We start from the raw sequence: 23708 nt of genomic DNA, 5'->3' as shown, positions 1-23708 counted from the left end.
TCAGCCTTTCTCGGTGGGCTCGGGGTCGCGGGGCAGGCCGAGCATGCGCTCGCCGATGATGTTGAGCTGGACCTCCGTCGTGCCGCCCGCGATGGAGAGGCAGCGGGCGTTGAGGAACTGCCAGGTGGCGTCGAGGCGTTCGCCCTCGCCGGTGAGTGCGGCGGCGCCCTGCCATTCCATGCAGGTCTCCCAGACCCGCTGCTGGTGTTCGACGCCGAGCAGTTTGGAGACGGACGCCTCGGCGCCGGGCTGCTGTCCGGAGACGGTTCGCAGGGTGGTGCGCAGGGCGAGGACGGCGCCGGTCTGGGCGTCGCAGAGGTGGGCGCCGAGTGTGGTGAGCTGTTCGTCGTCGAGGCCGTCCGACACGGCGGCGATCTCCAGCAGGGCTTCGGCACCGGAGCCGACCGAGTCGTGGGAGAGGGCGACGCGTTCGTTGGCGAGGGTGGTCCGGGCGAGTTTCCAGCCGGAGCCCGGGGAGCCGACGAGCAGGTCGTCGGGGACGAACACCTCGTCGAGGAAGACCTCGTTGAACTCGGCGTCCCCGGTTATCTGCCGCAGCGGACGGATGTCGAGTCCGGGGCTCGTCATGTCGAGGAGGAAGTAGGAGATGCCCTTGTGCTTGGGCACGTCCGCGTCGGTCCGGGCGAGCAGGACGCCCCAGTGGGCGTCGCGGGCCATGGACGTCCACACCTTCTGCCCGGTGATCCGCCAGCCGCCGTCCACCTTCTCGGCGCGGGTGGTGAGCCCGGCGAGGTCGGATCCCGCGTCCGGTTCGCTGAACAGCTGGCACCAGATGATGTCGCCGCGCAGGCTCGGGGTCAGGAAGCGTTCCTGCTGGGCCGGGTCGCCGTGGGCGATGAGTGTGGGCACCACCCAGCCGCCGATGATCATGTCGACAGGGGTGAGGTCCGCGGCCCGCAGCTCCTCGGCGATGACGAGCTGGTCCACCGGGCCGGCGCCCTTGCCCCAGGGGGCCGGCAGGTGCGGTGCGGTGTAGCCGTGGTCGGCGAGGTGGGTGAGCCGTTCCCTGCCGTCCAGGGCGGCGGCCGCACGCAGTTCGGCGCGGATGTCCTCGCGTACGGTCTCGGCCTCCGGCGGCAGCTCCACGCCCAGGGTGCGGCGGGTGCCGTCCAGGGCGAGGCGGGCGACACGGCGGCGCCAGACGGCGGCCGGGCCGAGGGCGATCCGGAGCGTCTGGGCGCGGCGCAGCGCGAGGTGCGCGTCGTGCTCCCAGGTGAAGCCGATGCCGCCGAGTACCTGGATGCAGTCCTTGGCGACGGCGAACGCGGCGTCGACGCCGACCGCTGCGGCGACCGCGGCGGCCAGCGTCGCCTCCTCCGGGTTCCCGGCGCCGTGTGCGCGGGCGGCGTCCCAGGCGCAGGCGCGGGCCTGTTCGGCCTGGGCGAGCATGCGGGCGCAGCGGTGCTTGACGCCCTGGAACTGGCCGATGCGGCGGCCGAACTGCTCGCGCACCCGGGCGTATTGCGCGGCGGTGGTCACACAGCGGTCGGCGAGCCCGGCGGCTTCGGCGGCGAACAGCGTCGCGGCGAGATCCCCGGGCGTCCGCGGGTCGAGGTCCAGCAGATCGGCGGCGGGAACCGGCACCGACCGCACGGTCACCCGGGACGAGCGCCGGGTCAGGTCGTGGCTGCGGACGTCGGTGGTGTCCACGACGGCGCGGGGCAGCACCAGCCAGGTGGTCCGGCCGTTGTCGGACGCGGGCAGCACGAACACGTCGGCGAGGTGACCTCCGATCACGAGTTCCGAGGTGCCGGTGACCGTGACGCCGCCGTCGGCGGCGCGGGCCAGGGCGAGGGTGCCGGGGGCGAGCCCCACCGCACCGAGGGTGGTGCCGGCGGCGAGCGGGGCGAGGTAGGTCCGGTGTCCGGCGGCGTGCAGCACGGCCGAGGCGAGGGTCGTCGGCAGGAAGGGGCCCGGTGCTGTGGCCCGGCCCAGTTCCTCGGTGACGACGGCGAGTTCGACGAGTCCGTACCCGGCGCCGCCGTCCTCCTCCGGCAGGTGCAGTCCGAGGACGCCCTGCTCGGCGAGGCCGCTCCAGTGGGCGGGGAGGGTCTCCTTGTCGGCGTCGGCCGCCGCGCGGAGGGTGTCCTCGGTGATGTGCCGGTTGACGAAGGCGCGTACGGCGTCGCGCAGGTCCAGGTGTTCCTGGGTGAGTCCGATGGTCATGGCTCGCCCCTCAGATGCGTTCGATGACGGTGGCGGTCGCGTGCGCCCCGCCGGCGCACATGGTGATCAGCGCGGTGGACCTGCCCGTGCGTTCCAACTCGTACAGGGCCTGGGTGATGAGCCGGGCACCGGTGGAGCCGACGGCGTGACCGAGCGCGATGGCGCCGCCGTTGACGTTGACCTTGTCCATGTCGGCCTTGTGGACCTGCGCCCAGGACAGGACGACGGAGGCGAAGGCCTCGTTGATCTCGACGAGGTCGATGTCGGCGAGGGTCATCCCGGCGGTGCGCAGAACCCGTTCGGTCGCGGCGACCGGTCCGTCGAGGTGGTAGTACGGGTCGGAGCCGACCATGGCGGAGGCCACGATCCGGGCCCGGGGGCGCAGCCCTTCGCGGGCGGCGCGCTCCCGGCTCATGAGCAGGACGGCGGCGGCGCCGTCGCTGATCTGGGAGGAGTTGCCGGCGGTGTGGATGCCTTCGGGAAGTACGGGCCGCAGTGCGGCCAGTGCCTCGGGGGTGGTGTCGCGCAGTCCCTGGTCGCGGCTGACGAGGGCGGTCTCACCGGTGGGCCCCTCGGGGCCGAGAACGGGGGCCCGGACGTCGATGATCTGCCCGTCGAACCGGCCCTCGGCCCAGGCGCGGGCGGCCCTCTGCTGGGAGACGAGGCCGAGGGCGTCCGCGTCGGCCCTGGTGATGCCCCGGTTGCGGGCGATGCGTTCGGCGGCGGTGAACTGGTCGGGCATGTCCAGTTCCCAGCTGTCCGGCGCCGGGGAGCCGTTGTCGGGGGTGAGCGCGGCTCCGAGGAAGACGCGGCTCATGGACTCGACGCCGCAGCCGATGCCGGTCTCGATGGCACCGGCGGCGATCAGCCCCGCGACCAGGTGCACGGCCTGCTGGGACGATCCGCAGGCGCAGTCGATGGTGGTGCACGCGGTGGTGCAGGGCAGTCCCGCGTGCAACCAGGAGTTGCGGGTCACGTTGTTGGACTGCTCACCGGCCTGGGTGACACAGCCCCCGATGACCTGCTCCACGCTGTCGGGGGCCATGCCGGCCCGGGCCAGCAGGCCCTTCTGGGCGAGCCCGAGGAGTTCTGCCGGGTGGAGCCCCGACAGGACGCCACGGCGCCGGCCGACCGGTGTGCGCGCGGCTTCGACGATGACGGCCTCGGTCATGGCTCTCCATAAGGGTGTGAGGGGCCCGTTGGGCCGGGACACTGATGGATCGAAAATTAGAATTCATTCTCGAAACAAGCAAGAGCCAGTCCCGCTCAGTGGCCCGGCGCTTCCATGGGCCGGTCGCTGCGTCAGATGTGGGATCCGCCGTCGACCCGGAGCTCCGCCCCGGTGAGGTGGCCCGCGTCCCGGGACGCCGCGAAGGCGATCACCCCGGCGATCTGCTCGGGCTGCGCGGTGCCGAACGGTGCGCGGATCCGCGCGTAGTACGAGGCGTCGAGATCCGGCGGCAGCACGTGCGGTCCCACCAGCGGGGTGGCGACGGAGCCGGGCGACACGGGCACGACCCGGATGCCGCGGTGCGCGACCTCGGCGGCCAGGGACAGCGAGAAGCCGAGGACCGCCCCCTTGGAGGCGGCGTACGCGGTCATGTACGGGTTCCCGTGGGCCGCGGCCGACGACGCGACGTTGACGATGACGCCCGAACCGTCCGGCAGATGGGGCAGCGTCTCCCGGCAGAACAGGGCCGTGCCCACCGTGTTGACCGCGAAGAGCCGCTCCATGTCGGCCGCGGTCAGCCGGTCGATCGGAGTCGTCCGGTGGATTCCCGCCACATTGACCAGGACGTCGAGGCCGCCGAGGCTCTCGGCCGCGGCCCGGACGCTCGCCACCACGGCGTCCTCGTCGGCGACATCGGCGACCCGGGTCACGATCCGCCCCGGCCCGTCAGCCGCCGCGGCGGTGTCCGCCAGGCCCCCGTGCGCGAGATCCACGGCGAACACGGCCGCCCCCTCGGACACGAGGCGCAGCGCGGTCGCCCGCCCGATCCCCGATCCCGCCCCGGTGAGCAGGACCTTCACGCCGTCGAACCGGTTCATCACGGGCTCCTTCGCAGTGGCTGTCGGTGGACAGGGCGGGGCACGGTACTCGCGGCCGACGGCGCCGCGAAGCCCCGGTCCCACCGACCGGGACGGGCCCTCGACCGGCCCCTGAGGGCCGGTTCCGGTCAGTGGGACTCCCCCGGCCAGGCACCGGCGCGCGGGCCTACCGTCCGGGAACCTGGAAACCACGCGTCCTTAAGGGGATGAGAGAACGTGAGCGCAGTCGAGTCAGCACCCGACGAGGTCAGGGCCATCGAAGCCGCAGCGGCACCCACGCGTTTCGCGCGCGGCTGGCACTGCCTGGGGCTCGCGGAGAAGTACCGGGACGGGAAGCCGCACTCGGTCCGGGCGTTCGGCCAGAAGCTCGTGGTGTTCCAGGCGGGCGACGGCACCCTCAGCGTCCTGGACGCCTACTGCCGCCACATGGGCGGTGACCTCTCGCAAGGAACCGTCAAGGGCAATGAGGTCGCCTGCCCGTTCCACGACTGGCGCTGGGGCGGTGACGGCCGCTGCAAGCAGATCCCGTACTCCAAGCGGGTACCGCTGCGGGCCCGCACGGCGTCCTGGACGACGCTGGACCAGGACGGCCTGCTCTTCGTCTGGAACGACCCGGAGGGCAATCCTCCGCCCGCCGACGTGGCCATCCCCAGGATCGAGGGCGCGACGAGCGACGAGTGGACCGACTGGCTCTGGTACGAGACCACCATCGACGCCAACTGCCGCGAAGTCGTGGACAACGTCGTGGACATGGCCCACTTCTTCTATGTCCACTACTCCTTCCCGACGTTCTTCAAGAACGTCTTCGAGGGCCACACCGCCACCCAGCACATGCGCGCGACCGGCCGTCCCGACGCCCGCCCCCAGGAGCAGGGCGACAAGCCGAAGACCACCGGCAGCAACTCGCTGGCCTCCTACCACGGCCCGTCCTTCATGATCGACGACCTCACCTACCACTTCGACACCGGTGATCAGCATTCTGTCCTGATCAACTGTCACTACCCCGTCGATGCCGACAGGTTCGTGCTCCAGTACGGCATCATCGTCAAGCGGTCGCCGTCGATGTCGGGCGGCGAGGCCGACGAACTCGCGGCGGGAATGGCCCAGTTCATCAAGCTCGGCTTCGAGCAGGACGTCCAGATCTGGCAGAACAAGGCCCGCATCGACAACCCCCTGCTCTGCGAAGAGGACGGGCCCGTCTACCAACTGCGGCGCTGGTACGAGCAGTTCTACGTGGACGTGGCCGATGTGAAACCGGAGATGACGGACCGCTTCGAGTTCGAGCTGGACACCACACGCCCCGTCGAGGCATGGCAGAAGGAGGTCGAGGCGAACCTCGCCCGCAGGGCCGCCGTCGCCGAGGGCCGGCCGGCCTGATGCGGGTCGACAACCGGCTCACCGACGGAGCGCCGATGCGGCCGCTGGCGTGCGAACGCTGCACCGCTCAGGTGCTGGTACGCAAGAGCAGCTGGCAGCAGACGAGTGTGCAGTGGAACGGCAGTGCGGTGGCTCTCTGCGCCGAGCGCGAGGGAGCCGGTGCGGACTTCGAGGGCTGCGGATCCCTGCGTGACACGATCCGCGAGGCCGCGCTGCGGGGCACGATCGCACTCGTGGACGGCGGCGCCTGACCTCGGCACGCAGCGACGCACGGCGGAGGCCGGGTACGCCCCAGGGCGCGTACCCGGCCTCCGCCGTGCGGTTCAGGCGCCGCCTGCCGCGGCGACACCCGCGCGGCGGCCGAAGAACGTCCCGTCCCCGAGGGACGTGCCGCTGACATATCCCTCGCCGTGGATGCCGGACGAGGCCCGCCCCGCGGCGAACAGTCCGGGGACGGGACGGCCGGACACGTCGAGCACCGCACCGTCCACGGTGGTGTGCAGCCCGCCCAGAGTGAACCCGGCGGCCCCCGTTCCGGCTCCCGCACCGGGACGGCCGCCCCGGTGGAAGCCGGCCCGGGGATCGACCGCCGCGAACGGCCCCGTCAACGGCCTGAGCCAGCGCGGGTCCTTGTGGAAGTACGGATCCTGGCCCCTCGCCGCATGCGTGTTGTAGGTGCCGACCGTGGACTCCAGGGCGCCCTGCGGCATCCCGAGTCCGGTCTCCAGCTCCGCCAGGGTCTCCGTGACGAACCGGGGAACCACGCCCCAGCGTTCCCGCTCGGGGATCGACTCGTATCCCTCTTCGTCGATGATCACCCAGTAGGGGGCGGGCTGGGTCAGCACGGCGGCCACGCTGAACAGGCCGGGATAGACGTCCTCGTTGATGAAGCGCATGCCGTGGGCGTTGACCAGCATGCCCCGGGTGACCATCGCGGGCAGCGCGGTCAGCGCCAGCTCGACCACACCCATCCGCCGGGTGGCGGCACCGACTGCGGCCGCCATGCGAATGCCGCTGCCGTCGTCCAGTCCGTCGCTGACCTTGTCGTGGCCGATGAGGTGCGGGGCGTGATCGGCGAGCATCTCCTCGTTGTCGACGAACCCGCCGGTGGTCAGCACGACCCCCTTGCGGGCCCGGTAGAAGAGGTCCTGGCCATGACGGCGGGCGCCGACCCCGACGACCCGTCCGCCGTCGTCCACGACGAGCGCCGTGGCCCGGGTGTCGACGTGCACGGCGGCTCCGGCGCCCTCCGCGGCGGCGATCAGCTTCTCCATCACCAGCCAGCCTCCGAACGAGTCGGTCGCGCAGCGGTGGCCGCGCGGCGCGGGGCGGGCGATCTCGTTGTACGGCCAGGCGTTCTCGCCCAGCCACATCAGTCCGTCCTTGGTGGTCGGCATCCAGGTCGGCGCGTCCCACAGGGTCGGCTCGAAGGTCAGCCCGCGGTCCACGAACCACTGGAAGTGCTCGGTGCTGCCGTCGCAGTACAGGCGCAGCTTCTCCTGGTCGGCGTGCGGCCCGAGCGCGGCGTCGAGATAGGCGAACATGTCGTCCGCGCCGTCCTCGAAGCCGCAGGCGCGCTGCACCGGGGTCCCGCCGCCGAGATACAGTTCGCCGCCGGACAGGGCGGAGGACCCGCCGGGGCCGCCGGCCCGCTCCAGGACGAGGACGTCGGCGCCCGCCGCGGCGGCCTCGTACGCGGCGGCCGCTCCGGCGCATCCGAAGCCGACGACCAGCACATCGGCTTCCCCGTCGTAGTGGCCGACGGTCCCGGCGGGGACCGGTGTCACCGGCCGGGCCGCTCTCATGTGGCCGTCCCGGGCGGGGTGAAGGCGGCGAGGGGTTCGGAGCCGGACCAGTCGTGACCCCAGTAGCTGTCGGCGGTGATCTCCTCCGCGGTGTAGTGCGCCTCGTCGACGCGCATTCCGTCGTAGCCGTACTCGATGTCCCAGCCGCCGGGTGCGCGGACGTAGAACGACACCATCTTGTCGTTGGTGTGCCGCCCCAGGGTGGAGGAGAGCGAGAAGCCCTGCTCGGCCACGTTGTCGAGGGCGCGGCCGACCGCGTCCAGGCTGTCCACCTCGACCATCAGGTGCACGAGGCCGGGCGCTTCCCCGTGCGGGGCGGGGCACACGGCGAGGCTGTGGTGGCGTTCGTTGACGCCCATGAAGCGCACCCTGCGCGGCGACCCGCCGCCGAGCCGCATCGAGCCGCGCGGCAGGAAGCCGAGCACCTCGGTGTAGAAGGCGATCGTCTCGTCGGGGCTGGTGGTGGGCAGGACGATGTGTCCCATCCCCTGGCCGCCGGTGACAAACCGCTGGCCGAGCTTGGTCAGTACGGGACTGTGGTCGAGGATCGGGGCGAAGAACACCTCGACGGACACTCCGGCCGGATCCTCGAACGTGATGCCCTGCTCGACCCCCCGGTCGTCGGCCTCCTGCCGGCCGAGCGGTTTCACCGCCGTACCGGATGCCTCCACGGCGCGGCAGACGGCCGCGAGTGCGAACTGGTCCCGCACCTCCCAGCCGATCGACAGCACCCGGTCGCTGTCTCCGGGCAGGACGACGAGCCGGGCTCGGCGCTCGTCCATACGCAGGTACAGGCCGTCCGGGTCCGGCCCGGAGCCCTCGGCGAAACCGAGTGCGTCCACGGTGAGTTCGCGCCAGCGGGCGACGTCACGGGTCTGGACCCGGAGATATCCGAGTCCGCGGATCTGCGTCATGGGAATTCCTTTCTGTACCAACCTGCTCCGGACGAAAGCCTCAGATCATCGAGCGCATCGGGCCCTGCGGCGGCTCGACACCGATCTCGGTGAGGGCCGAGGCGTGGAAGACGGATCCCGGCACATGAATGGCGTGCGTGAGGCCCACGTGCGCGTCGCGCCAGAAGCGCTGGATCGGGTTGTCCAGCCGCATCGCGTTGCCGCCGGAGCGGGCGACGACCTCGTCGACCGCGCGGACGGCCCGCCAGGCGGCGGCGGCCTGGGTGCGCCGGCCGACGGCCCGCCGCTCGAAGCTGATCTCCTCGCCGGCGGCGACCGCGTCGTACATCCGGCAGATGTTGTCCAACAGCGCCGCGCGGGAGGCCGCGATCTCGGCCGCCGCGTCGCTGATGGCGTACAGCACGTACGGGTCGTCCTTCACGGCCTGGCCGGTGATCTGCACCCGGGTGCGCTGGTAGTCGAGGTGGTGAGCGAGTGCGCCCTCGCAGATGCCGATGACGGCGGCGGTGATGCCGAGCGGGAAGGCGGCCGAGAACGGCAGCCGGTAGGCGGGGCCGGCCGGCCCGGACTCCGCGGCCAGGGAACCGTCCACCACCTTGTTGTACTCGATGACGCGGTAGTCCGGCACGAAGGCGTCCTCGACGATGACGTCCTTGCTGCCGGTGCCGCGCAGCCCGACCACGTCCCACGAGTCGTCGACGATCTCGTAGTCGGCGCGCGGCAGGATGACGTGAACGGACTGCGGCGGGTTGAGCCGGTTGCCGTCGGCGTCGGCGAGGAAGCCGCCGAGGAAGATCCAGCGGCAGTGGTCGGTGCCGGAGGAGAACTGCCAGCGGCCGTTGAAGACGTAGCCGCCTTCGACGGGTCTCAGCAGGCCCATCGGAGCGTACGGGGAGGCGATCCAGGTGTCGGGGTCCTCGCCCCAGATCTCCTCCTGGACCCGGGGGTCGGCCATCGCCATCTCCCACGGGTGGACGCCGACGACGCCGGTGACCCAGCCGCTGGCCCCGTCCAGGGCCGCGATCCTCATGACGGTCTCGGCGAACTCGCGCGGATGCAGTTCGAGGCCGCCGTACGTCTTCGGCTGGAGCATGCGCATCGCCCCGACGTCCCGCAGGATCTGCGCAGCCCGGTCGTCGAGCCGGCCGAGCGCCTCGTTGGCGGGGCCGAGCGCACGGATCTCGTCGGCGCGTGCCTCGACGGTTTCGAGCACGGGATTGGACATGGCTGTTCTCACTTCCCCGAGGAGTGCTGGGCGTTCTCGGAACGGTTCTTCGCCGCGAGGGCGACCGCGATCTCGATGAGCTGGTCCTCCTGGCCGCCGACGAGCTTGCGGCGGCCGGCCTCCATGAGGATCTCGGCCCCGGAGACCTGGTAGGTGGCGGCCTGACGGGCGGCGTGCTTCAGGAAGCTGGAGTAGACACCGGCGTAGCCCATCGTCAGCGACAGCCGGTCGAGCAGGCACTCGCCGTCCATGACGGGCCGCACGACGTCCTCGGCCGCGTCGATGATCTTCAGTACGTCGATGCCGGTACGGATGCCCAGCTTCTCGGCGACGGCGGCGAACCCCTCGACGGGCGTGTTGCCGGCGCCCGCGCCGAAGCGGCGGGTGGATCCGTCGATCTGCGTGGCTCCGGCGCGTACCGCGAGGACCGAGTTGGCGACGCCGAGGCCGAGGTTCTCGTGGCCGTGGAAACCGACCTGGGCGTCTTCGCCGAGCTCGGCGACCAGGGCGGCGATCCGGTCGCCGGTCTGCTCCATCACGAGGGCGCCTGCGGAGTCGACGACGTACACGCACTGGCAGCCGGCGTCGGCCATGATGCGGGCCTGCCGGGCCAGTACCTCGGGCGGCTGACTGTGCGACATCATGAGGAACCCGACGGTCTCCAGGCCGAGTTCGCGGGCCAGTCCGAAGTGCTGGACGGAGATGTCCGCCTCCGTGCAGTGGGTGGCGATCCGGCAGATCGCGGCGCCGTTGCCGGCCGCCTCACGGATGTCGTCCTGGAGGCCGAGGCCGGGCAGCATCAGGAAGGCGATCTTCGCCCGGCGGGCGGTCTTCACCGCGGCCTTGATCAGCTCCTGCTCGGGGGTGTGGCTGAAGCCGTAGTTGAAGGACGATCCGCCGAGGCCGTCGCCGTGCGTGACCTCGATGACGGGCACGCCGGCGTCGTCGAGGGCGGCGACGACGGAGGTGACGTGGGCGACGGTGAACTGGTGCTGCTTGGCATGCGATCCGTCCCTGAGGGACGAATCGGTGACCCGGATGTCCAGGTCTGAGCTGTAGGGCATGGCTCGTGCACTCCTCGGTGAGCGGCGGTCAGGCGCCGGCGCGGCGGGCGGTGATCCGCTGGGCGAAGCCCTCGCCGACCCTGGTGGCGGCGGCGGTCATGATGTCGAGGTTTCCGGAATACGGCGGCAGGAAGTCGCCGGCGCCCTCCACCTCGATGAAGACCGCGACGCGGGCGAGCCCGCCGCTGACCGCGGTCGGCCGGTCGAACTGCGGCTCGGTGCGTAGCCGGTAGCCGGGTACGTACGTGGCGACCCGGTCGACGGTCTCGTGGATGGACGCGGTGACGGCGTCCCGGTCGGCGTCGGCGGGGATCGCGCAGAAGACGGTGTCCTGCATCAGCATCGGCGGCTCGGCCGGGTTGAGGATGATGATGGCCTTGCCCCTGGCGGCGCCTCCGATCGTCTCGATGCCCCGGCTGGTGGTGAGCGTGAACTCGTCGATGTTGGCCCGGGTGCCGGGCCCTGCGGACGGCGAGGCGACGCTGGCGACGATCTCCGCGTACGCCACCTCGGTGACCCGGGAGACGGCGTGCACGACGGGGATGGTGGCCTGGCCGCCGCAGGTGATCAGGGAGACGTTCGGTGCGTCGAGGTGGTCGCCCAGGTTGACGGCGGGCACGACCGCGGGGCCGATCGCGGCGGGGGTCAGGTCGATGGCCTGGATGCCGAGTTCGGCGTACTTGGGGGCGTTGGCCCGATGGACGTACGCGGACGTGGCCTCGAAGACCAGGTCCGGCCGCTCCTGGCCGGCCAGCAGGGCGTCGACACCGTCGGCGCTCGTGTGCAGGCCGTGGTCCGCGGCGCGCTTGAGGCCGGGGCTCTGCTCGTCGACACCGATCATCCAGCGCGGCTCGATGTCCGGTGAGCGCAGAAGTTTGTACATCAGGTCGGTGCCGATATTGCCGGATCCGACGATCGCGGCGGTCGCCTTGGTCACGGTTCGAACCTCATCCGGGTCGAGTGGGAACGGAGAACAGGTGCGGGAGGGGCGGGTCAGCCGTCGTAGGTGGCCTTCAGCCGGTCGCTGAGCGGGCGTGCCTGGCAGGCGAGGATCAGACCGTCGGCGAGGTCGGCCGCGTCGAGGACCTCGTTGTGTTCCATGGCCACCTCGCCCTCGGTGAGGACGCAGGCGCAGGCGCTGCAGCTGCCCTCCCGGCAGGAGTACGGCGCGTCCAGTCCGGCGGCGAGCAGCACGTCGAGCAGGGGCGTGTTCCGCGGCCAGTCGATGGTGTGGCGCACCCCGTCCAGCTCCACCTCGGCCGTGCTGACGGGCGCTGCTCGGTCCGGCTCCGGGGCGGGCTCGCGTTCCGCGAACGGGTCGCCGGTCAGTGAGGTGAAGCGCTCCACCGTGATCCGGTCCGGCGGTACGCCGAGCCCGGCGAGCGCTCCGGTCATCAGGTCCATGAAGGGACCGGGGCCGCAGACGAACGCCGGGCGACCCGCATAGGCCGCGGTGAGGGTGCGCAGGCCGGATGCGGTGGGCCGGCCCTGGACGGACTCCAGCCAGTGCAGGACGGTGAGCCGTTCTCCGTATTCCTGTGCCAGGGCGATCAGTTCGTCGCGGAAGATGACGGACTGTTCGTCACGATTGGCGTAGAGGAGGGTCACCGCGCCGGTCCCCGCGTGCAGGGCGGAGACAAGGATCGACATCACCGGCGTGATGCCGCTGCCCGCGGCGCACAGCAGGAAGTCGCCGTCGAGCGAGTCCGGGGTGAAGGTGCCCGCGGGCCGCAGCACCTCCAGGGTGTCGCCCTCGGTGATGTGGTCGCAGATCCAGTGGGAGGCGTACCCCCCGGCCGTGCGCTTGACGGTCACCTTCAGGTGCTCGTCGCGCGCCGGGGAGCTGCACAGCGAATAGCAGCGGGCCGCCCCGCCGGGGCGCTCGGAGGGCACCCGGACGGTGAGGAACTGGCCGGGCCGGTAGGTGAACCGGGCCCGGTCCCCGTCCGCCGGCGCCAGGACGAGCGAGTGCGCGTCGGCGGTCTCCCGGATCACCTCGACGACGCGTACGGTCAGCGGCGCCGGGCTCATGGTGCGCCTCCGGCGGCCCCGGTCCCGGCGCGGGTGGCAGCGGCCGCGTGCCGGGCCGCGACATAGCCGAACACGATGGACGGGCCGATGGTGGCCCCCGGTCCCGCGTACTCGTTGCCCATCACGGCCGCGGAGGTGTTGCCGGTGGCGTACAGTCCCGCGATGACCGAGCCGTCCTCGCGCAGCACCTGGCTGTGCTCGTCGCAGACGAGGCCGCCCTTGGTCCCGAGGTCGCCGACCTCGATGCGGATCGCGTAGTAGGGGGCCTTGACGAGCTCGTCGAGGTTGGGGTTCTTCATCGTGGGGTCGCCGTAGTACCGGTCGTAGGCGCTGTCGCCGCGCCCGAAGTCGGTGTCCCGGCCGGTCCGGGCGAAGCCGTTGAACCGTTCGACGGTCTCGGTGAGCGTGTCCGCCGGGACGCCGATGCTCCGGGCGAGTTCCGCGATGCTGTTCGCGCGGTGCACCGTGCCGTTCTCGTAGAACGCCTTGGGAAACGGCATGCCGGGCAGGATCTGGGCGAACGGGTAGCGGGCGCGGGCCTTGGCGTCCATGACGAACCAGGCGGTGGTGTGCCCGCCCTCGATCTGGTCGTGTACGAAGTTCACGTACGGCGACGACTCGTTGGTGAAGCGCCTGCCGTCGCCGGAGACAATCACCGATGGTGGGATACACCGTTCGGAGACCAGCGGAATGGTGGCGCCGGACGGATGGTGCACGGACGGCATCCACCAGGCGTCGTCCATGAAGTCGAGGGCAGCGCCGAGTGCCTGACCGGCGACGATGCCGTCACCGACATTCTCGACGACTCCGGCGCTGTGGTCGTCGCGACTGCCCTCGGGCAGGTACTTCTCGCGCATCTCCCGGTTGTGGTCGAACCCGCCGGTGGCGAGGAGCACACCGCGCCGGGCGCCGATCCGCACGGCCCTGCCCTCCCGTTCCACGACGATGCCGGTGACCTTGCCGCTCGCGTCGGTGACGAGTTCGGTCATCGGGCTCCGCAGCCGGACGGGGATGCCCGCGTCCTTCAGCGCCATGCGCATCCGCGCGACCAGCGCCCGGCCGCCGGTCGCCATGTGGCGTCGGCGGATCATGTTGGACGAGACCCGCCAGGCGGCGGTCAGGGAGGCCCGGCGTCCGCGCCAGGTCCGCTTGACCATGGCGAGGTCCCGGTAGTCCTTCGAGGTGATCCACAGCCCGAGCGGACCCTTGAGGCTGTTGGGCCGCTGGTACTTCTCGTCCTCGCCGAGCTTGCGGGTATCGAAGGGCAGCGCCTCGATGGACCGGCCGAGCGGGCGTCCCCCGTCGTACTCGGGGTGGTAGTCGGCGTAACCCTTGACCCAGTAGAACCGCATCCACCGGCTCTTCCCGAGCAGTTCCATCGCGGCCGGCCCCTGGTCGACGTACGCGTCGAGGCGGGCCGCGGGTACCCGGTTCCCGGTGAGCAGGTCGAGGTAACGGCGTACGGACTCGCGGCTGTCGTTGTGTCCCTTGGCGCGCAGCGTCGGGTTGTTCGGGATCCAGATGCCGCCGCCGGAGATGCCGGTCGAACCGCCGTACTTCCGGCCCTTCTCGACCACGACGGTGCTCAGGCCGCTGTCGGCCGCGGTCAGTGCGGCGGCCATGCCGCCTCCGCCACTGCCGACCACGACGAAGTCGAACTCCTCGTCCCAGCTCTCCTGGGCCGCGGGGCTCATGCCGCCTCCTCACGGGTGAGGAAGGCGAGAACCGCGCTCTCCCAGGCGGCCTTCTGTTCGATCATCACCCAGTGCCCGCAGTCCGGGAAGACGTGCAGTTCGGCGTCGGGGATGGTGCGCATCGGCACGATCGACATGTCGACCGGGCTGACCCGGTCGTCGCGGCCCCAGGTGAGCAGCGTCTTCGCGCGGAGCCGGTGGAGCATGGCCCAGTACGGCGCCTCGTCGGACGCGGCAGCTGCGGCGGCACCGGCCGCGAACGCCTTGCTCCCGTACATCCGGCGGGCACTGGCGAGCGTCTCCGGGTCGGTGGCGTGGTTCCACCGCTCCTCGATGAGCTCCTCGGTCACCAACGACCGGTCGTACACCATGGAGTTAAGCCAGCGGACCAGGCCCTCGCGGGTCGGCTCGTCGGTGAACTCGTTGAGCAGTCGGATGCCTTCGCCGGGGCTCGGGCTGTACAGGCTGCGTCCGATGCCGCCGATCGTCACGAGGCGGCGCACCCGGTCGGGGTGGCCGAGCGCGAAGCGCGTGCCGACGATGCCGCCCATCGAGTTGCCGATGATGTCGACCCGGTCCAGCCCGAGCCCGTCCAGGAAGCGGGTCACGGACGAGGCCGCCGTCATCATCGGATGACCCCCGGCCGGGTCGCTGACCCCGAATCCGGGGAACTCCAGGACGAGACAGCGGAAGTGCTCGGCGAACACGCCCAGGTTGTGCCGGAAGTTCCGCCATCCGGTGACCCCGGGCCCGGATCCGTGCAACAGCAGCAGGGGCGGGCCGTCTCCGGCCTCGTGGTAGCGCAGCACGCCCTGTTCGGTGGCGAGTTCACGCAGTGTGGAGTCGTGGCTCAGCGCCGTCATCATCCCTGCCTCGGTTGGCCTCGGTGTCCGGTGGACCTGGTGACCCGGTGGGCCGGCCGGGGTGGTGGTCCCTCCGGGCGGCCGTGGGTGCCGTGTGATCGGTTCCTGGACCGTAGCCACGGCCCGCCGTGCCTCGCGGCGGACGTCTCGGTCAGCGGGATGCGTACGGTCACGTGGGTACGGGTCGCCTGCGGCGGTCCACGGCCCGGAGCCGTTCCACTCATCGGGAACAGGACCCCGGCGCTTCGGGCCGCTGTCCTACTTTCGGCGCCTGCCCGGCCCCGGGCACACCACCGCACCCGTCCTCGTCGAGGTGAACCCGATGACCGCAGAGTCCCTGTCCGCGCCCGAGGTATGCGAGGAGACCGAGCCGACCCCTGCGCGGATGCGGCGCACCATGGGCACCTTCGCGTCCGGGGTCACGGTGGTGACGGGGATCGGCCGGGACGGCGTCCCTTCCGGTTTCGCGTGCCAGTCGTTCGCTTCGGTCTCGCTCGAACCGGCCCTGGTGCTGTTCTGCGCCGACCACCGGGGGCGCGCGTGGCCGAGGATCCGGGAGTCGGGACGGTTCTCCGTGAACATCCTGACGGACGAACAGGCCGATATCTGCGGCCGGTTCGGATCGAGCAAGGGCCGCAAGTTCGAGGGGCTGGACTGGGAGGTGTCCCGCTGGGGAACACCCTCGCTGCCCGGTGTGCTGACCCGGGTGCACGCCGATGTCCACGACGTGCACGGCGCGGGCGACCACGATGTGGTGGTGGGCCGGGTCATCGCCCTGGAAACCGTGACCGACCGGCAGCCGATGCTCTTCTTCCGCGGCGGCTTCGGCCTCGGCAGCCCGGCGGCACCCGTCGATCCGTGGAGCTGGGGAGCCCACTGGGGGTGAGGAGCGGCGGGCCCCGGTCGTATACAGGAGCCCCTCGCCTCCGCGGGATCTACTGCCAGTCGCCGTACTGCCCCACGGCGAGCAGCCGGTCCATGGCCTGCGGGGACCACGTCTCCCCGGGCACGGCCGCCGGCCGGCGCGCCGCTCTGACCGGCGTCTCCGGCTCGGGGAACAACTCGCGGGACACCTGCCGCGCCGCGTCCACGACCAGCGGAGCCACCTTCTCCAGCGGGGACCAGGCATCCCCCACCAGCGAGATCGCGGCGACCGGCCCCTCGGGCCCGCGGACGGCGGCGGCGACGCAGGCGATGTCCGGGAAGCACTCGCCCCGCTCGAAGGCGAGGCCGTGGCGGCGCCTGATGCGGTTGAGTTCCTGGTGCAGGGTGCCTACGTCGGCGATGGTGCGCTGCGTCAGGCGGCCGATGGACTCGGCGGCCCTGGCCTCGACGTCCTCCGGTTCGAGCCAGGCCAGCATGGCCTTGCCGAGCGCGGTCGAATGGGCGGGGGCCCGGCCGCCGACCCGGGAGGGCACGGCCGCGGCGAAGCGGCCGCCGACCTTGTCCAGATAGTTCACCTCCGCCCCGTCCAGGACGGCCAGATGAACGACCAGGCCGGTCTGGATCTGCAGGTGGTGCAGCCTGGCCGCCGCGGCCTCGCGGATCCTGCCGTGCGCGCCGTCCCCTCCGCCGAAGCCGAGGGCGCGGCGCCCGAGTCCGTACCCGAGGCCGGTGTGTTCGAGCCAGCGCAGCCGTACCAACTGGTCGAGAATCCGGTGCGCAGTCGACCTGGGCAGCTGCGTGGACCGGGCCACTTCCTCCAGCGAGAGCCTGGCCGTACGGCCCTCGAAGACGTCCATGATCAGCGTCACCCGCTCGACCATCGACGGTGGCAACTCGCGACGAACCGGCGCATGCACGTGAGGAGCATCTTGGACAGCCGTCATGGGTGCCTCCAGTCACAGACTGAAATGAATTCTTGTTTTCCGGAATGTAACAGCGCCCCCAGAGCTCAGTGAAGACGTACGCACGGCCTCTTTTCCGGAGGCGGAGGACGCATCTCGCGGAGATCGCGGAGCTCGCACGGTGCGACCCGTGGTTCCAGCCGGTGGGCATCCCGCTCGGCCACGGCCGGTCCGGGCGCCCGCCGGCACCGGTCATCGTGTCCGGTCACTCGCAGGTGATCACCGCCCGAATGTTGCATCGTCCGGCCTGGTCCGGCCACAGCTGCGCGTATGCGACACCGATGTGCCCGACCGCATCGCCCCTCACACCGTCCGCGACCACATCAGCAACATCGCCACCGAAGTCGACGTCACCAGCCGCGGTGGACTCGACGCCGAACTGTTCACCGAGCGCCCGGCCCCCGCCGTGGGACCGCAGACCGTCAGCGTGACGGTGCCCTGACAGGCCGGCCCACAACTGCCCCTGCCCGCCCCGGTCCACAAGCCCGTGAGAAGCCGGCCCCGGCCCGGGCCGACCGCGGTCACCCTCCCGAGGACACGTACCGGCCGTGGCGCAGGGCCGGTACGGAGACCAGGACGAGCCCGCCGAGAAGAAGCACCGCTCCGGCCACCGCCGACGGGCCCGGCCGCTCTCCCAGCAGCACGACCCCCAGCACCGTGGAGACCAGCGGTTCCGCCAGGCTGAGCGTGCCGGCTGTCGCCCCACTGATTCGTGCCACGCCCCAGGTGAACAGCAGATAGCCCAGAGCCGTCGTGGCCAGGGCCAACCAGCCGATCAGTACCAGGGAACGTGGCTCGGCGAGCCCGTCCGGGTGGGCGAAGGCCCAGGGTGAGACCAGGATTCCCGCGCAGAACACACTTGTCGGGGCTGCGGCAGCGGTGTCCGCGCCCCGGTCCCCGAGCTGTTTGGTCGCCGCGACGTACACGCCGAAGGCAGCTCCGGCGATCATCCCGAGCAGCACGCCCACGCCGTCGGCCGGTGCCCCGTCGGCCGGAACGAGAAGCAGTACGATCCCGCCGAGCGCGCACACGCTGCCGCAGAACCACGCTCCGCCGAACCGTTCACCGGCCAGGGCTCGTCCGCACACCCCCGTCACAGCCGGGACGGTCCCGAAAGCGACGGCGGTGGCCAGGGCGGCACCAGTACGGGCCACCGCCTCCAGGAAGCACACTTGGAAGACCGCCGTGACCAGGATGCTCACCCACGTCCACCAGCGGGTGTTGCACTGCCACAAGGTCCGCACGCCTGCTTGCCTCGCGGTGAACAGTCCCAGGACGAGACCGCCGAGAAGCATCCGGCACGCACCGATCGCCACCGGCGACGCACTGCTTGCTGCGAGGACCTGGGCGGGGCCGACCGTACCCCAGAGCACGGCCGCCGCCAGCACAGGCACCACTCCGCCGCCCCGCACGGCGTGACCAAGTCTGCCCGCTGCGCCTGTCACACGCTCTCTCATTCCGCAGGCCGGGCAGGATCCGTGGCACAGCACGCCTCGGCGGAACACCCAGCAGGTCCTGGTCCCGACGCTAGCCAGTGGCCGGTGGCCCTTCCTACCGGACGAAGACACCAACTCCGTTACCGGCAGTCGCGCCGACTTCGGCGCTTCCTCCAGCCCGGTCCGCCCGAGACGGGCGCGAAGCGCGGGCCGGGCCGCCCCCCAGGCAGCGCTGACGGCCGGTCGGACGTCAGACGGTGCCCAGCGCACTCCTCCGGCTCTCTGGCCGACAAGGGTGAAAGGGCGAACTGTGCCGGGGCGTCGCCCCACTCACCAAGGGCAGCGTGAGTCCGAAGTGACCGATCGGGGGCCGGATGCCGCAATTTCTCTCCGGCCTTACCGGACCGGGCAGTTCGGTGCTTCTGCCAGAATGGGGCCATGGCGCGAGAGACATCGGCGTACGACGGACGGCCCGGGGCCACGCCGTGACGAGCGGTGGGGTCCCCGAGGCCGAAGGCCCGGTGAATCGCCCGACGGGCTTCTTCGAGCAACCGTTCTGGACCGTGCTCGGGCTCCTGGTCGTGTGTGCCGGACCCCTGATCCTGCTGGCCGGCATCAGCGGGCACGTCCCCGACGACGACAGGCTGGGCGTCGTCGTGACCGGCCTCGTCTGGACCCCTCTCACCGTGGCCGTCCTGGTCCTGGCCGTCGTCGGCACCGTGCGGGACCAGCGCGTGTGGCGCGACCTGGACACGGCCGGCGTGCGCGTCATGGGCAAGGTCACGTCCGCACAGCACGTGTGGTGCGGTGAGGACGACCGCTGCACCAGGGTCCGGATGCTGGTCGCCGTGCCGGGCCGGCCGCCGTTCACCACGAGCCACCTCGTCGCCGGGGAGGAGGTCATCGAAGTCGGGACGAGCATCCCGGTCGACGTGCACCCGGTGCGCGACCTCTTCCGCCTGGTCGCCGATCCGTCCACGGACGGGGCGTCCCGGTAGTTCTCCCGCAGCAGGCAACGTTCCGGTCGAGCCGCTCGGCCGGCCGCCGCGTGCCGGGCGGTGCTTTGCGGCGGGAGGGGGCCGAAGCCGCAGAGGCCGGTCACAGGGGCGTCGACCGAAGGCCCACCCCATGCGGCGGCACACCGGGGAGATGCTGGTCGATTGGTCACAAGTGGTCCTTTACACAAGGGAGTTGCAGGTCCGGAAGGCCTGCCGATGCGAGCTGGGTGAGCCCTTCGTTCATGGCTTCGTGGCGCAGGACGTGGTCGATGGTGATGCGGCTGGGCGTGGCGGTGTGGAGCGGCCGGTTGAGTGCGTCGGCGAACTCGCGGTCCCGATGCAGGAGTCTGCCGGTGGCAGCGCTGTCGGGTCGCGGTACCGGTGAAAGCAGAGGCTGGTCGCCTTGCCGTACGGGCTGCGCTCGACGGTGAAGGTGGTATTTCGGCCCCACAGGTCGCCCGGCTCGGCGCGGATGCGGCGGGCCGGGCGACGCCGAAGCACGACAAGGAGTTCCGTCTGGCCGAGCCGGACGTCCGGGGCGAGCCGAACGCGGCCACGAGTCGGCCCGCACGGCGGGCCGTGGCAGTGGTTCTTCCGGGTTGTCGTTCTGCCGGGGCGCAGATCGCACCTGTCCGAATGGATCTGGATTTGGGTCCATGCCACAGGCCCCCGGACCCTACTCGTGGGCCCCGTTGTCATCGGTACAGTCCGGGCACCGGCAGGCAGACGGCCGCGGTAACACAAGAGAACCGTGACGAGGTGACACGTGAAACGAAGCGACCGAATACGTGTGGGCATGAGCGCGTGCACAGGGCAGACAGCGGTCGAGTACTTGGCGCTGTTGGGGATCGTTGCGGTCGTGGTTGGCGCGATCACCGCCGCGGCCATCGGGGGCGATGTCTCCGAGCTCGCTCACCGTCAGATCTGCCGCATCGGTGTGGTGACGGGGAGCGGTGGCGACTGCCCCGATGACAACGATGTCGTCGGGGATCGGCCGGCCGGTCCGAACGACCCCGTCAAGCCTGGCACTCTCCGCCGCAGCGGAGCCGGTGAGCACGGAGCCGGTGAGCCCGTCAGCAAGTCGGCCCGCACATCCCCCGACAAGTCGGTGAACGCCCTTCCCGACATGTGCTTCGAGGCGCGGGAATCGCAGTCGTCGATATCCGTTCCGGGCAGCGGCGTTCTCGGCAAGACGGCGGCCTGGGGGTATTCCTGGCTGGTCAACTTCGTCATCGAAAAGATCAGCAATGAGAAGAACAAGGAGAAACGGGTCAAGCAGGCGCTTGCCGACCTCGCCTGGTGCCTCCCCAGCTACAACATCGTCATCGCGCAGCCGCACGAGGGCAATCTGCAGGAGATGGACGGTACGGCGATGGTCGAAACCGTCCGGATCAGCGGCACGACGTACCGCGTCTACGCGTTCAAGACCGGCAGGTTCACATGGGCGAAGGACGCCGAACTCGGATGGAAGAACCGGGGGTTCCGTGGCGTGTACGACGTCAGCGAGGACCGCCGCACGGTCACGTTCAAGGAGCCGTCGAAGCCCAGGCGGAAGGAGGGCTGGAAGCCCGGCGACGAGGGCTGCCAGGTCGAGGGACAGGAACCCCCCGACCGGAGCCGGTACTACAACACGTACAGTCCGCTGGACGACGAGGGGTCGACCCAGGCGGTGCGGATGCTCGTGAACGACATGCGCCGCTGCTATCCGGACTACAACGTGGTCGCGATGCACTCGGAACAGAAATCGCACTGGATCGAGAAACCGGATTCGTTCGTCCACGAGGGCAGGTACCGGCTCAACTCGAACGAGTACCACGACGGCGAGCAGGGGGACGCCATCGAATCGGGCCGAGCCGTCTTCGACATCTATGTCTTCGACAAAGGCGAGTTCAGCAACGACGGTGACGGCGGCTACACCAACTGGGCTTGGTACGGCAACTTCGACCGCGACGGCTCGAAGGTCGGCTTCGACACCCCGGACCCGGCCGACCTGGACGCCGACCCCTACCCGGTCGGATCGGGCACGGTGCACTTCAACGACGAGACGCCCACATACACGGGCGGAGGCCCCTACCCCGGCACCGACTACACCGGCAAGGTGCCGGGCGACGACGCCGAGCTGACTCACTCGCTGATCGACGAGTACAGCCGCAGCTTCCCCGGCAAGAACATCATCGCGACGAAGTCGTTCAACAACCTTTCCTTCACCAAGGTCTCCGGCCTCGAACACCTCGCAGTGGTGGACGGTGTCGACGTGTTCGCCATCGACGGGGGAACCATCACCAACAAGGGCGACGGCGGCTGGAAGAACTGGGGCTTCACCGGCAACTACGACTACGACGAGAAAGGGAAGGAGGTGACCTTCAGCAACCGGTGAGGGCGGCACCGTCAGTGCTCGGTGTCCCCCGGACCGGGCATGGGGTGCCCTTCCACAGCACTTCCTCGAAGGACGTGCTGTTGCGTTCGGCAACGCGGTACGTCGGGGCCGGGCCGGCTCGGGCCGCGGTCGGGGAACTCCGTCCCGCGGTCAGCGCGCGCGTGAACGTGCAGTCGACGAGGGTGCGTGCCGCGTGCCCGCAGGGGCTCGACCGCCCGGGTCCGTGTTGCAGAGCAGGGCGGCCCACAGGTCGAGCCGGTCGGCGAGTCGGGACAGATCGCGGCCGGTGAAGTGTTCGATGCGCTGGATGCGGTAGTGGACGGTGTTGACATGCAGGTGCAGGGCTTCCGCTGTACGCGCCCATGATCCGTCGCAGGCGAGGAAGGTCCTCAGCGTTTCCAGGAGGGGCGCCGCAGAGGGGCTCGCGGCGTCGAGCAGGGGTCCCAGAACGGTGCGGCTGTAGACGGTGCGGACCTCGGACGGCACGCCGGTGAGGAGTGCGTCGAGGCTGGAGAGGGACGTGGTGTCGCTGAGGATCGAGGCGTCCGGGGCCGTGTTCCTGGCCGAGCTCAGGGCGTAGCGGGCCTCGGCCAGCGCTCCGGCCAGGTCCTGCGGTTCGGCGGCAGGTCGTCCGTTTCCACCGTGCAGTGGTACGGACGGTTCGCAGGCAGCGACGAGCGGCCACACCCCGCTCACGTCGACGGCACCGTGGACGACCGCGAACACGGTGCCGTCGGGAAGGCGTCCGATCGCCGAGGGCCCGGCCCCCGCATGAGCCAGCGCCTCCGCCAACGCCCCTTCCGCCAGCCCCGTCCGACGTGTGCCGGTGCCGGCGGTGATCACACCGTACGGTCCTTCGGCCGGAAGCCGGCAGCCCTGAAGCGCCGCCGCCAATGAGGTCGGCTCCGTCCCCGGGGCGGCAAGGAGCGCGCCCAGTTCGTCCGCCACCTGATGATCGGCGGCCCTGCGGTGGGACCATTTCTCCTGGGAGCGCCCCAGGATCGCGGCAACCTCGTGGAGCATGCGCGGTGGCACGGCGCCGGGATCGGGCAGATACAGGTACCAGCGCTCGTACGGAGAGGCGGCGTCCGCGTCGACGGGGACCGTGGCACCGGTGCCGTTGGCGAGCAGCCCGACGGCCTGTGTCGCGGAGAGCTCGCCCCCGCCCCCGGTGGCTGCGACGGTGCGGCCGCTCGGGGTGAGGACGTAGGCAACGACCTCCCGGTCCACATGAGCGAAGGCCGCGGCGACGATCGCGTCCGGTCCGGCGTCCTGGGCAACCAGGCGGCTCAGCCGTGCCCGTGCGTTCTGCGGCAGTGCGTGGTGGTGGCTCAGCTCGCCCCACTGCTGGAGGTAGACGGTGTCGGTGACGGCCCGGAACATCACGTCGGCCGGCACGGCGGCCAGCGGAATGCCGAACCGGGCGCATGCCTCGATCAGGTCGTCGGGGACTGCGCCGTGCGTCTCCTCGCCTGCCAGCAGCACGGCCGCGTCCGCGTCCCTGAGCCCGGCCACGAACCGGTCCGCCTTGTCCCGGCCGCCCTCCGGCGTCCACCACACCAGCCCGCTGAGCACGACTTCGCCGGGCCGTACGAAGCGGGTGGGGTCTTCCAGATCGGTGACGGTCACCCCGCTGATCTGTCGTCCCAGCAGTACGTGCTCGGACCACAACAGGCGCAGGCCGAGGGTCTCGTCCCTCAGGAGATGTTCGACGTGCATGTGCTCCGGCTCCTCGTACGGCTGCCGGATCCAGCAGCGGAGGACCCGGCACCCAGCATCTCTTATTCACCAGGTGGATGCGATTCACAGCATCGTAGATGCCAGATCAAATGAGCGATATG

The 23708-nt window shown here is 70.9% G+C and carries 20 protein-coding genes; 6 read left to right on the top strand and 14 right to left on the bottom strand.

Translation table 11 applies throughout. The annotated features are described in order from the left end of the window. The 3 genes from AB0D53_RS16705 to AB0D53_RS16695 form a co-directional block, all read right to left on the bottom strand. Complete coding sequence (locus AB0D53_RS16705) at positions 1-2187, bottom strand: acyl-CoA dehydrogenase (protein WP_362446356.1); 2187 nt, start codon at positions 2185-2187, stop codon at positions 1-3. A gap of 10 nt (positions 2188-2197) precedes the next feature. Next, on the bottom strand, positions 2198-3358 hold the full coding sequence (locus AB0D53_RS16700; protein WP_362446353.1) for a steroid 3-ketoacyl-CoA thiolase: 1161 nt from the start codon (positions 3356-3358) through the stop codon (positions 2198-2200). Positions 3359-3489: 131 nt separating this feature from the next. Beyond that, positions 3490-4236, bottom strand: coding sequence for an SDR family NAD(P)-dependent oxidoreductase (locus AB0D53_RS16695; protein WP_362446350.1), 747 nt, complete (start codon positions 4234-4236; stop codon positions 3490-3492). 216 nt (positions 4237-4452) lie between these two features. Here AB0D53_RS16695 and AB0D53_RS16690 point away from each other — a divergent pair, with 216 nt between their 5' ends. After that, positions 4453-5613 (top strand): Rieske 2Fe-2S domain-containing protein, encoded by a 1161-nt coding sequence (locus AB0D53_RS16690; protein ID WP_362446347.1) that lies wholly within the window; start codon positions 4453-4455, stop codon positions 5611-5613. Beyond that, complete coding sequence (locus tag AB0D53_RS16685; RefSeq protein ID WP_362446344.1) at positions 5613-5864, top strand: ferredoxin; 252 nt, start codon at positions 5613-5615, stop codon at positions 5862-5864. Before AB0D53_RS16690 ends, AB0D53_RS16685 begins: the two co-directional genes overlap by 1 nt. Before the next feature lie 72 nt (positions 5865-5936). Here AB0D53_RS16685 and AB0D53_RS16680 read toward each other — a convergent pair whose 3' ends face one another. The 8 genes from AB0D53_RS16680 to AB0D53_RS16645 are packed head-to-tail and all read right to left on the bottom strand — an operon-like array spanning position 5937 to position 15212. Next, positions 5937-7418, bottom strand: a complete 1482-nt coding sequence (locus AB0D53_RS16680; protein ID WP_362446341.1) for an FAD-dependent oxidoreductase — start codon at positions 7416-7418, stop codon at positions 5937-5939. Next, positions 7415-8332: a VOC family protein gene (locus tag AB0D53_RS16675; protein ID WP_362446338.1), complete on the bottom strand. Its 918-nt coding sequence runs from the start codon at positions 8330-8332 to the stop codon at positions 7415-7417. Before AB0D53_RS16675 ends, AB0D53_RS16680 begins: the two co-directional genes overlap by 4 nt. Positions 8333-8372: 40 nt before the next feature. Beyond that, the gene (locus tag AB0D53_RS16670) at positions 8373-9557 is read right to left on the bottom strand and encodes an acyl-CoA dehydrogenase family protein (protein WP_362446335.1); all 1185 of its coding nucleotides are present in this window, start codon (positions 9555-9557) and stop codon (positions 8373-8375) included. 8 nt (positions 9558-9565) lie between these two features. Then, positions 9566-10621, bottom strand: coding sequence for a 4-hydroxy-2-oxovalerate aldolase (gene dmpG, locus AB0D53_RS16665; protein ID WP_362446332.1), 1056 nt, complete (start codon positions 10619-10621; stop codon positions 9566-9568). Between the two features lie 28 nt (positions 10622-10649). After that, positions 10650-11558, bottom strand: a complete 909-nt coding sequence (locus tag AB0D53_RS16660) for an acetaldehyde dehydrogenase (acetylating) (protein ID WP_362446329.1) — start codon at positions 11556-11558, stop codon at positions 10650-10652. Between the two features lie 56 nt (positions 11559-11614). Next, positions 11615-12652, bottom strand: coding sequence for a ferredoxin--NADP reductase (locus AB0D53_RS16655; protein ID WP_362446326.1), 1038 nt, complete (start codon positions 12650-12652; stop codon positions 11615-11617). Continuing rightward, positions 12649-14346 carry an FAD-binding protein gene (locus tag AB0D53_RS16650; protein WP_362446323.1) on the bottom strand — a complete coding sequence of 566 codons (1698 nt, stop codon included), beginning with the start codon at positions 14344-14346 and terminating at the stop codon, positions 12649-12651. The genes AB0D53_RS16655 and AB0D53_RS16650 overlap by 4 nt, the downstream gene beginning before the upstream one ends. Beyond that, entirely contained in the window at positions 14343-15212 is an 870-nt protein-coding gene (locus tag AB0D53_RS16645; RefSeq protein ID WP_362446320.1) for an alpha/beta fold hydrolase, read from the bottom strand. The genes AB0D53_RS16650 and AB0D53_RS16645 overlap by 4 nt, the downstream gene beginning before the upstream one ends. A 319-nt stretch (positions 15213-15531) precedes the next feature. On the opposite strand from AB0D53_RS16645, the gene AB0D53_RS16640 reads away from it, so the two are divergent. Next, positions 15532-16095 carry a flavin reductase family protein gene (locus tag AB0D53_RS16640; RefSeq protein WP_093894306.1) on the top strand — a complete coding sequence of 188 codons (564 nt, stop codon included), beginning with the start codon at positions 15532-15534 and terminating at the stop codon, positions 16093-16095. Between the two features lie 49 nt (positions 16096-16144). Here AB0D53_RS16640 and AB0D53_RS16635 read toward each other — a convergent pair whose 3' ends face one another. Further along, a complete protein-coding gene (locus tag AB0D53_RS16635) occupies positions 16145-16975 on the bottom strand; it encodes an IclR family transcriptional regulator (RefSeq protein WP_218105514.1) in 831 nt (276 codons plus the stop codon). 364 nt (positions 16976-17339) lie between these two features. Between AB0D53_RS16635 and AB0D53_RS16630 the strand changes: the two genes are divergently transcribed. Then, positions 17340-17498 carry a hypothetical protein gene (locus AB0D53_RS16630; RefSeq protein ID WP_362446316.1) on the top strand — a complete coding sequence of 53 codons (159 nt, stop codon included), beginning with the start codon at positions 17340-17342 and terminating at the stop codon, positions 17496-17498. Between the two features lie 79 nt (positions 17499-17577). Here the strand turns inward: AB0D53_RS16630 and AB0D53_RS16625 are convergent, their stop codons facing one another. Further along, positions 17578-18501 (bottom strand): EamA family transporter, encoded by a 924-nt coding sequence (locus tag AB0D53_RS16625; protein ID WP_362446313.1) that lies wholly within the window; start codon positions 18499-18501, stop codon positions 17578-17580. Between the two features lie 512 nt (positions 18502-19013). Between AB0D53_RS16625 and AB0D53_RS16620 the strand changes: the two genes are divergently transcribed. Beyond that, positions 19014-19490: a hypothetical protein gene (locus tag AB0D53_RS16620; RefSeq protein ID WP_362446310.1), complete on the top strand. Its 477-nt coding sequence runs from the start codon at positions 19014-19016 to the stop codon at positions 19488-19490. A 796-nt stretch (positions 19491-20286) separates the two neighbouring features. Beyond that, positions 20287-21867: a hypothetical protein gene (locus tag AB0D53_RS16615; protein ID WP_362446307.1), complete on the top strand. Its 1581-nt coding sequence runs from the start codon at positions 20287-20289 to the stop codon at positions 21865-21867. A gap of 150 nt (positions 21868-22017) precedes the next feature. Here AB0D53_RS16615 and AB0D53_RS16610 read toward each other — a convergent pair whose 3' ends face one another. Next, on the bottom strand, positions 22018-23586 hold the full coding sequence (locus AB0D53_RS16610) for a PucR family transcriptional regulator (protein ID WP_362446304.1): 1569 nt from the start codon (positions 23584-23586) through the stop codon (positions 22018-22020). Positions 23587-23708: the final 122 nt, after the last annotated feature.

The sequence above is a fragment of the Streptomyces sp. NPDC048295 genome (genome assembly GCF_040652135.1).
Classification (GTDB): domain Bacteria; phylum Actinomycetota; class Actinomycetes; order Streptomycetales; family Streptomycetaceae; genus Streptomyces.
This window is presented reverse-complemented; position numbering and strand designations above follow the sequence as displayed.

What these genes read in the sequence shown, in the direction of transcription:
- AB0D53_RS16615 (WP_362446307.1), top strand. Translation starts at nt 20,287, where the DNA reads ATGAGCGCGTGCACAGGGCAGACAGCGGTCGAGTACTTGGCGCTGTTG.
- AB0D53_RS16680 (WP_362446341.1), bottom strand. Translation starts at nt 7,418, where the DNA reads ATGAGAGCGGCCCGGCCGGTGACACCGGTCCCCGCCGGGACCGTCGGC.
- AB0D53_RS16675 (WP_362446338.1), bottom strand. Translation starts at nt 8,332, where the DNA reads ATGACGCAGATCCGCGGACTCGGATATCTCCGGGTCCAGACCCGTGAC.
- AB0D53_RS16635 (WP_218105514.1), bottom strand. Translation starts at nt 16,975, where the DNA reads ATGGTCGAGCGGGTGACGCTGATCATGGACGTCTTCGAGGGCCGTACG.
- AB0D53_RS16695 (WP_362446350.1), bottom strand. Translation starts at nt 4,236, where the DNA reads ATGAACCGGTTCGACGGCGTGAAGGTCCTGCTCACCGGGGCGGGATCG.
- AB0D53_RS16700 (WP_362446353.1), bottom strand. Translation starts at nt 3,358, where the DNA reads ATGACCGAGGCCGTCATCGTCGAAGCCGCGCGCACACCGGTCGGCCGG.
- AB0D53_RS16685 (WP_362446344.1), top strand. Translation starts at nt 5,613, where the DNA reads ATGCGGGTCGACAACCGGCTCACCGACGGAGCGCCGATGCGGCCGCTG.
- AB0D53_RS16610 (WP_362446304.1), bottom strand. Translation starts at nt 23,586, where the DNA reads ATGCACGTCGAACATCTCCTGAGGGACGAGACCCTCGGCCTGCGCCTG.
- AB0D53_RS16670 (WP_362446335.1), bottom strand. Translation starts at nt 9,557, where the DNA reads ATGTCCAATCCCGTGCTCGAAACCGTCGAGGCACGCGCCGACGAGATC.
- AB0D53_RS16640 (WP_093894306.1), top strand. Translation starts at nt 15,532, where the DNA reads ATGACCGCAGAGTCCCTGTCCGCGCCCGAGGTATGCGAGGAGACCGAG.
- AB0D53_RS16645 (WP_362446320.1), bottom strand. Translation starts at nt 15,212, where the DNA reads ATGATGACGGCGCTGAGCCACGACTCCACACTGCGTGAACTCGCCACC.
- AB0D53_RS16705 (WP_362446356.1), bottom strand. Translation starts at nt 2,187, where the DNA reads ATGACCATCGGACTCACCCAGGAACACCTGGACCTGCGCGACGCCGTA.
- dmpG (WP_362446332.1), bottom strand. Translation starts at nt 10,621, where the DNA reads ATGCCCTACAGCTCAGACCTGGACATCCGGGTCACCGATTCGTCCCTC.
- AB0D53_RS16650 (WP_362446323.1), bottom strand. Translation starts at nt 14,346, where the DNA reads ATGAGCCCCGCGGCCCAGGAGAGCTGGGACGAGGAGTTCGACTTCGTC.
- AB0D53_RS16655 (WP_362446326.1), bottom strand. Translation starts at nt 12,652, where the DNA reads ATGAGCCCGGCGCCGCTGACCGTACGCGTCGTCGAGGTGATCCGGGAG.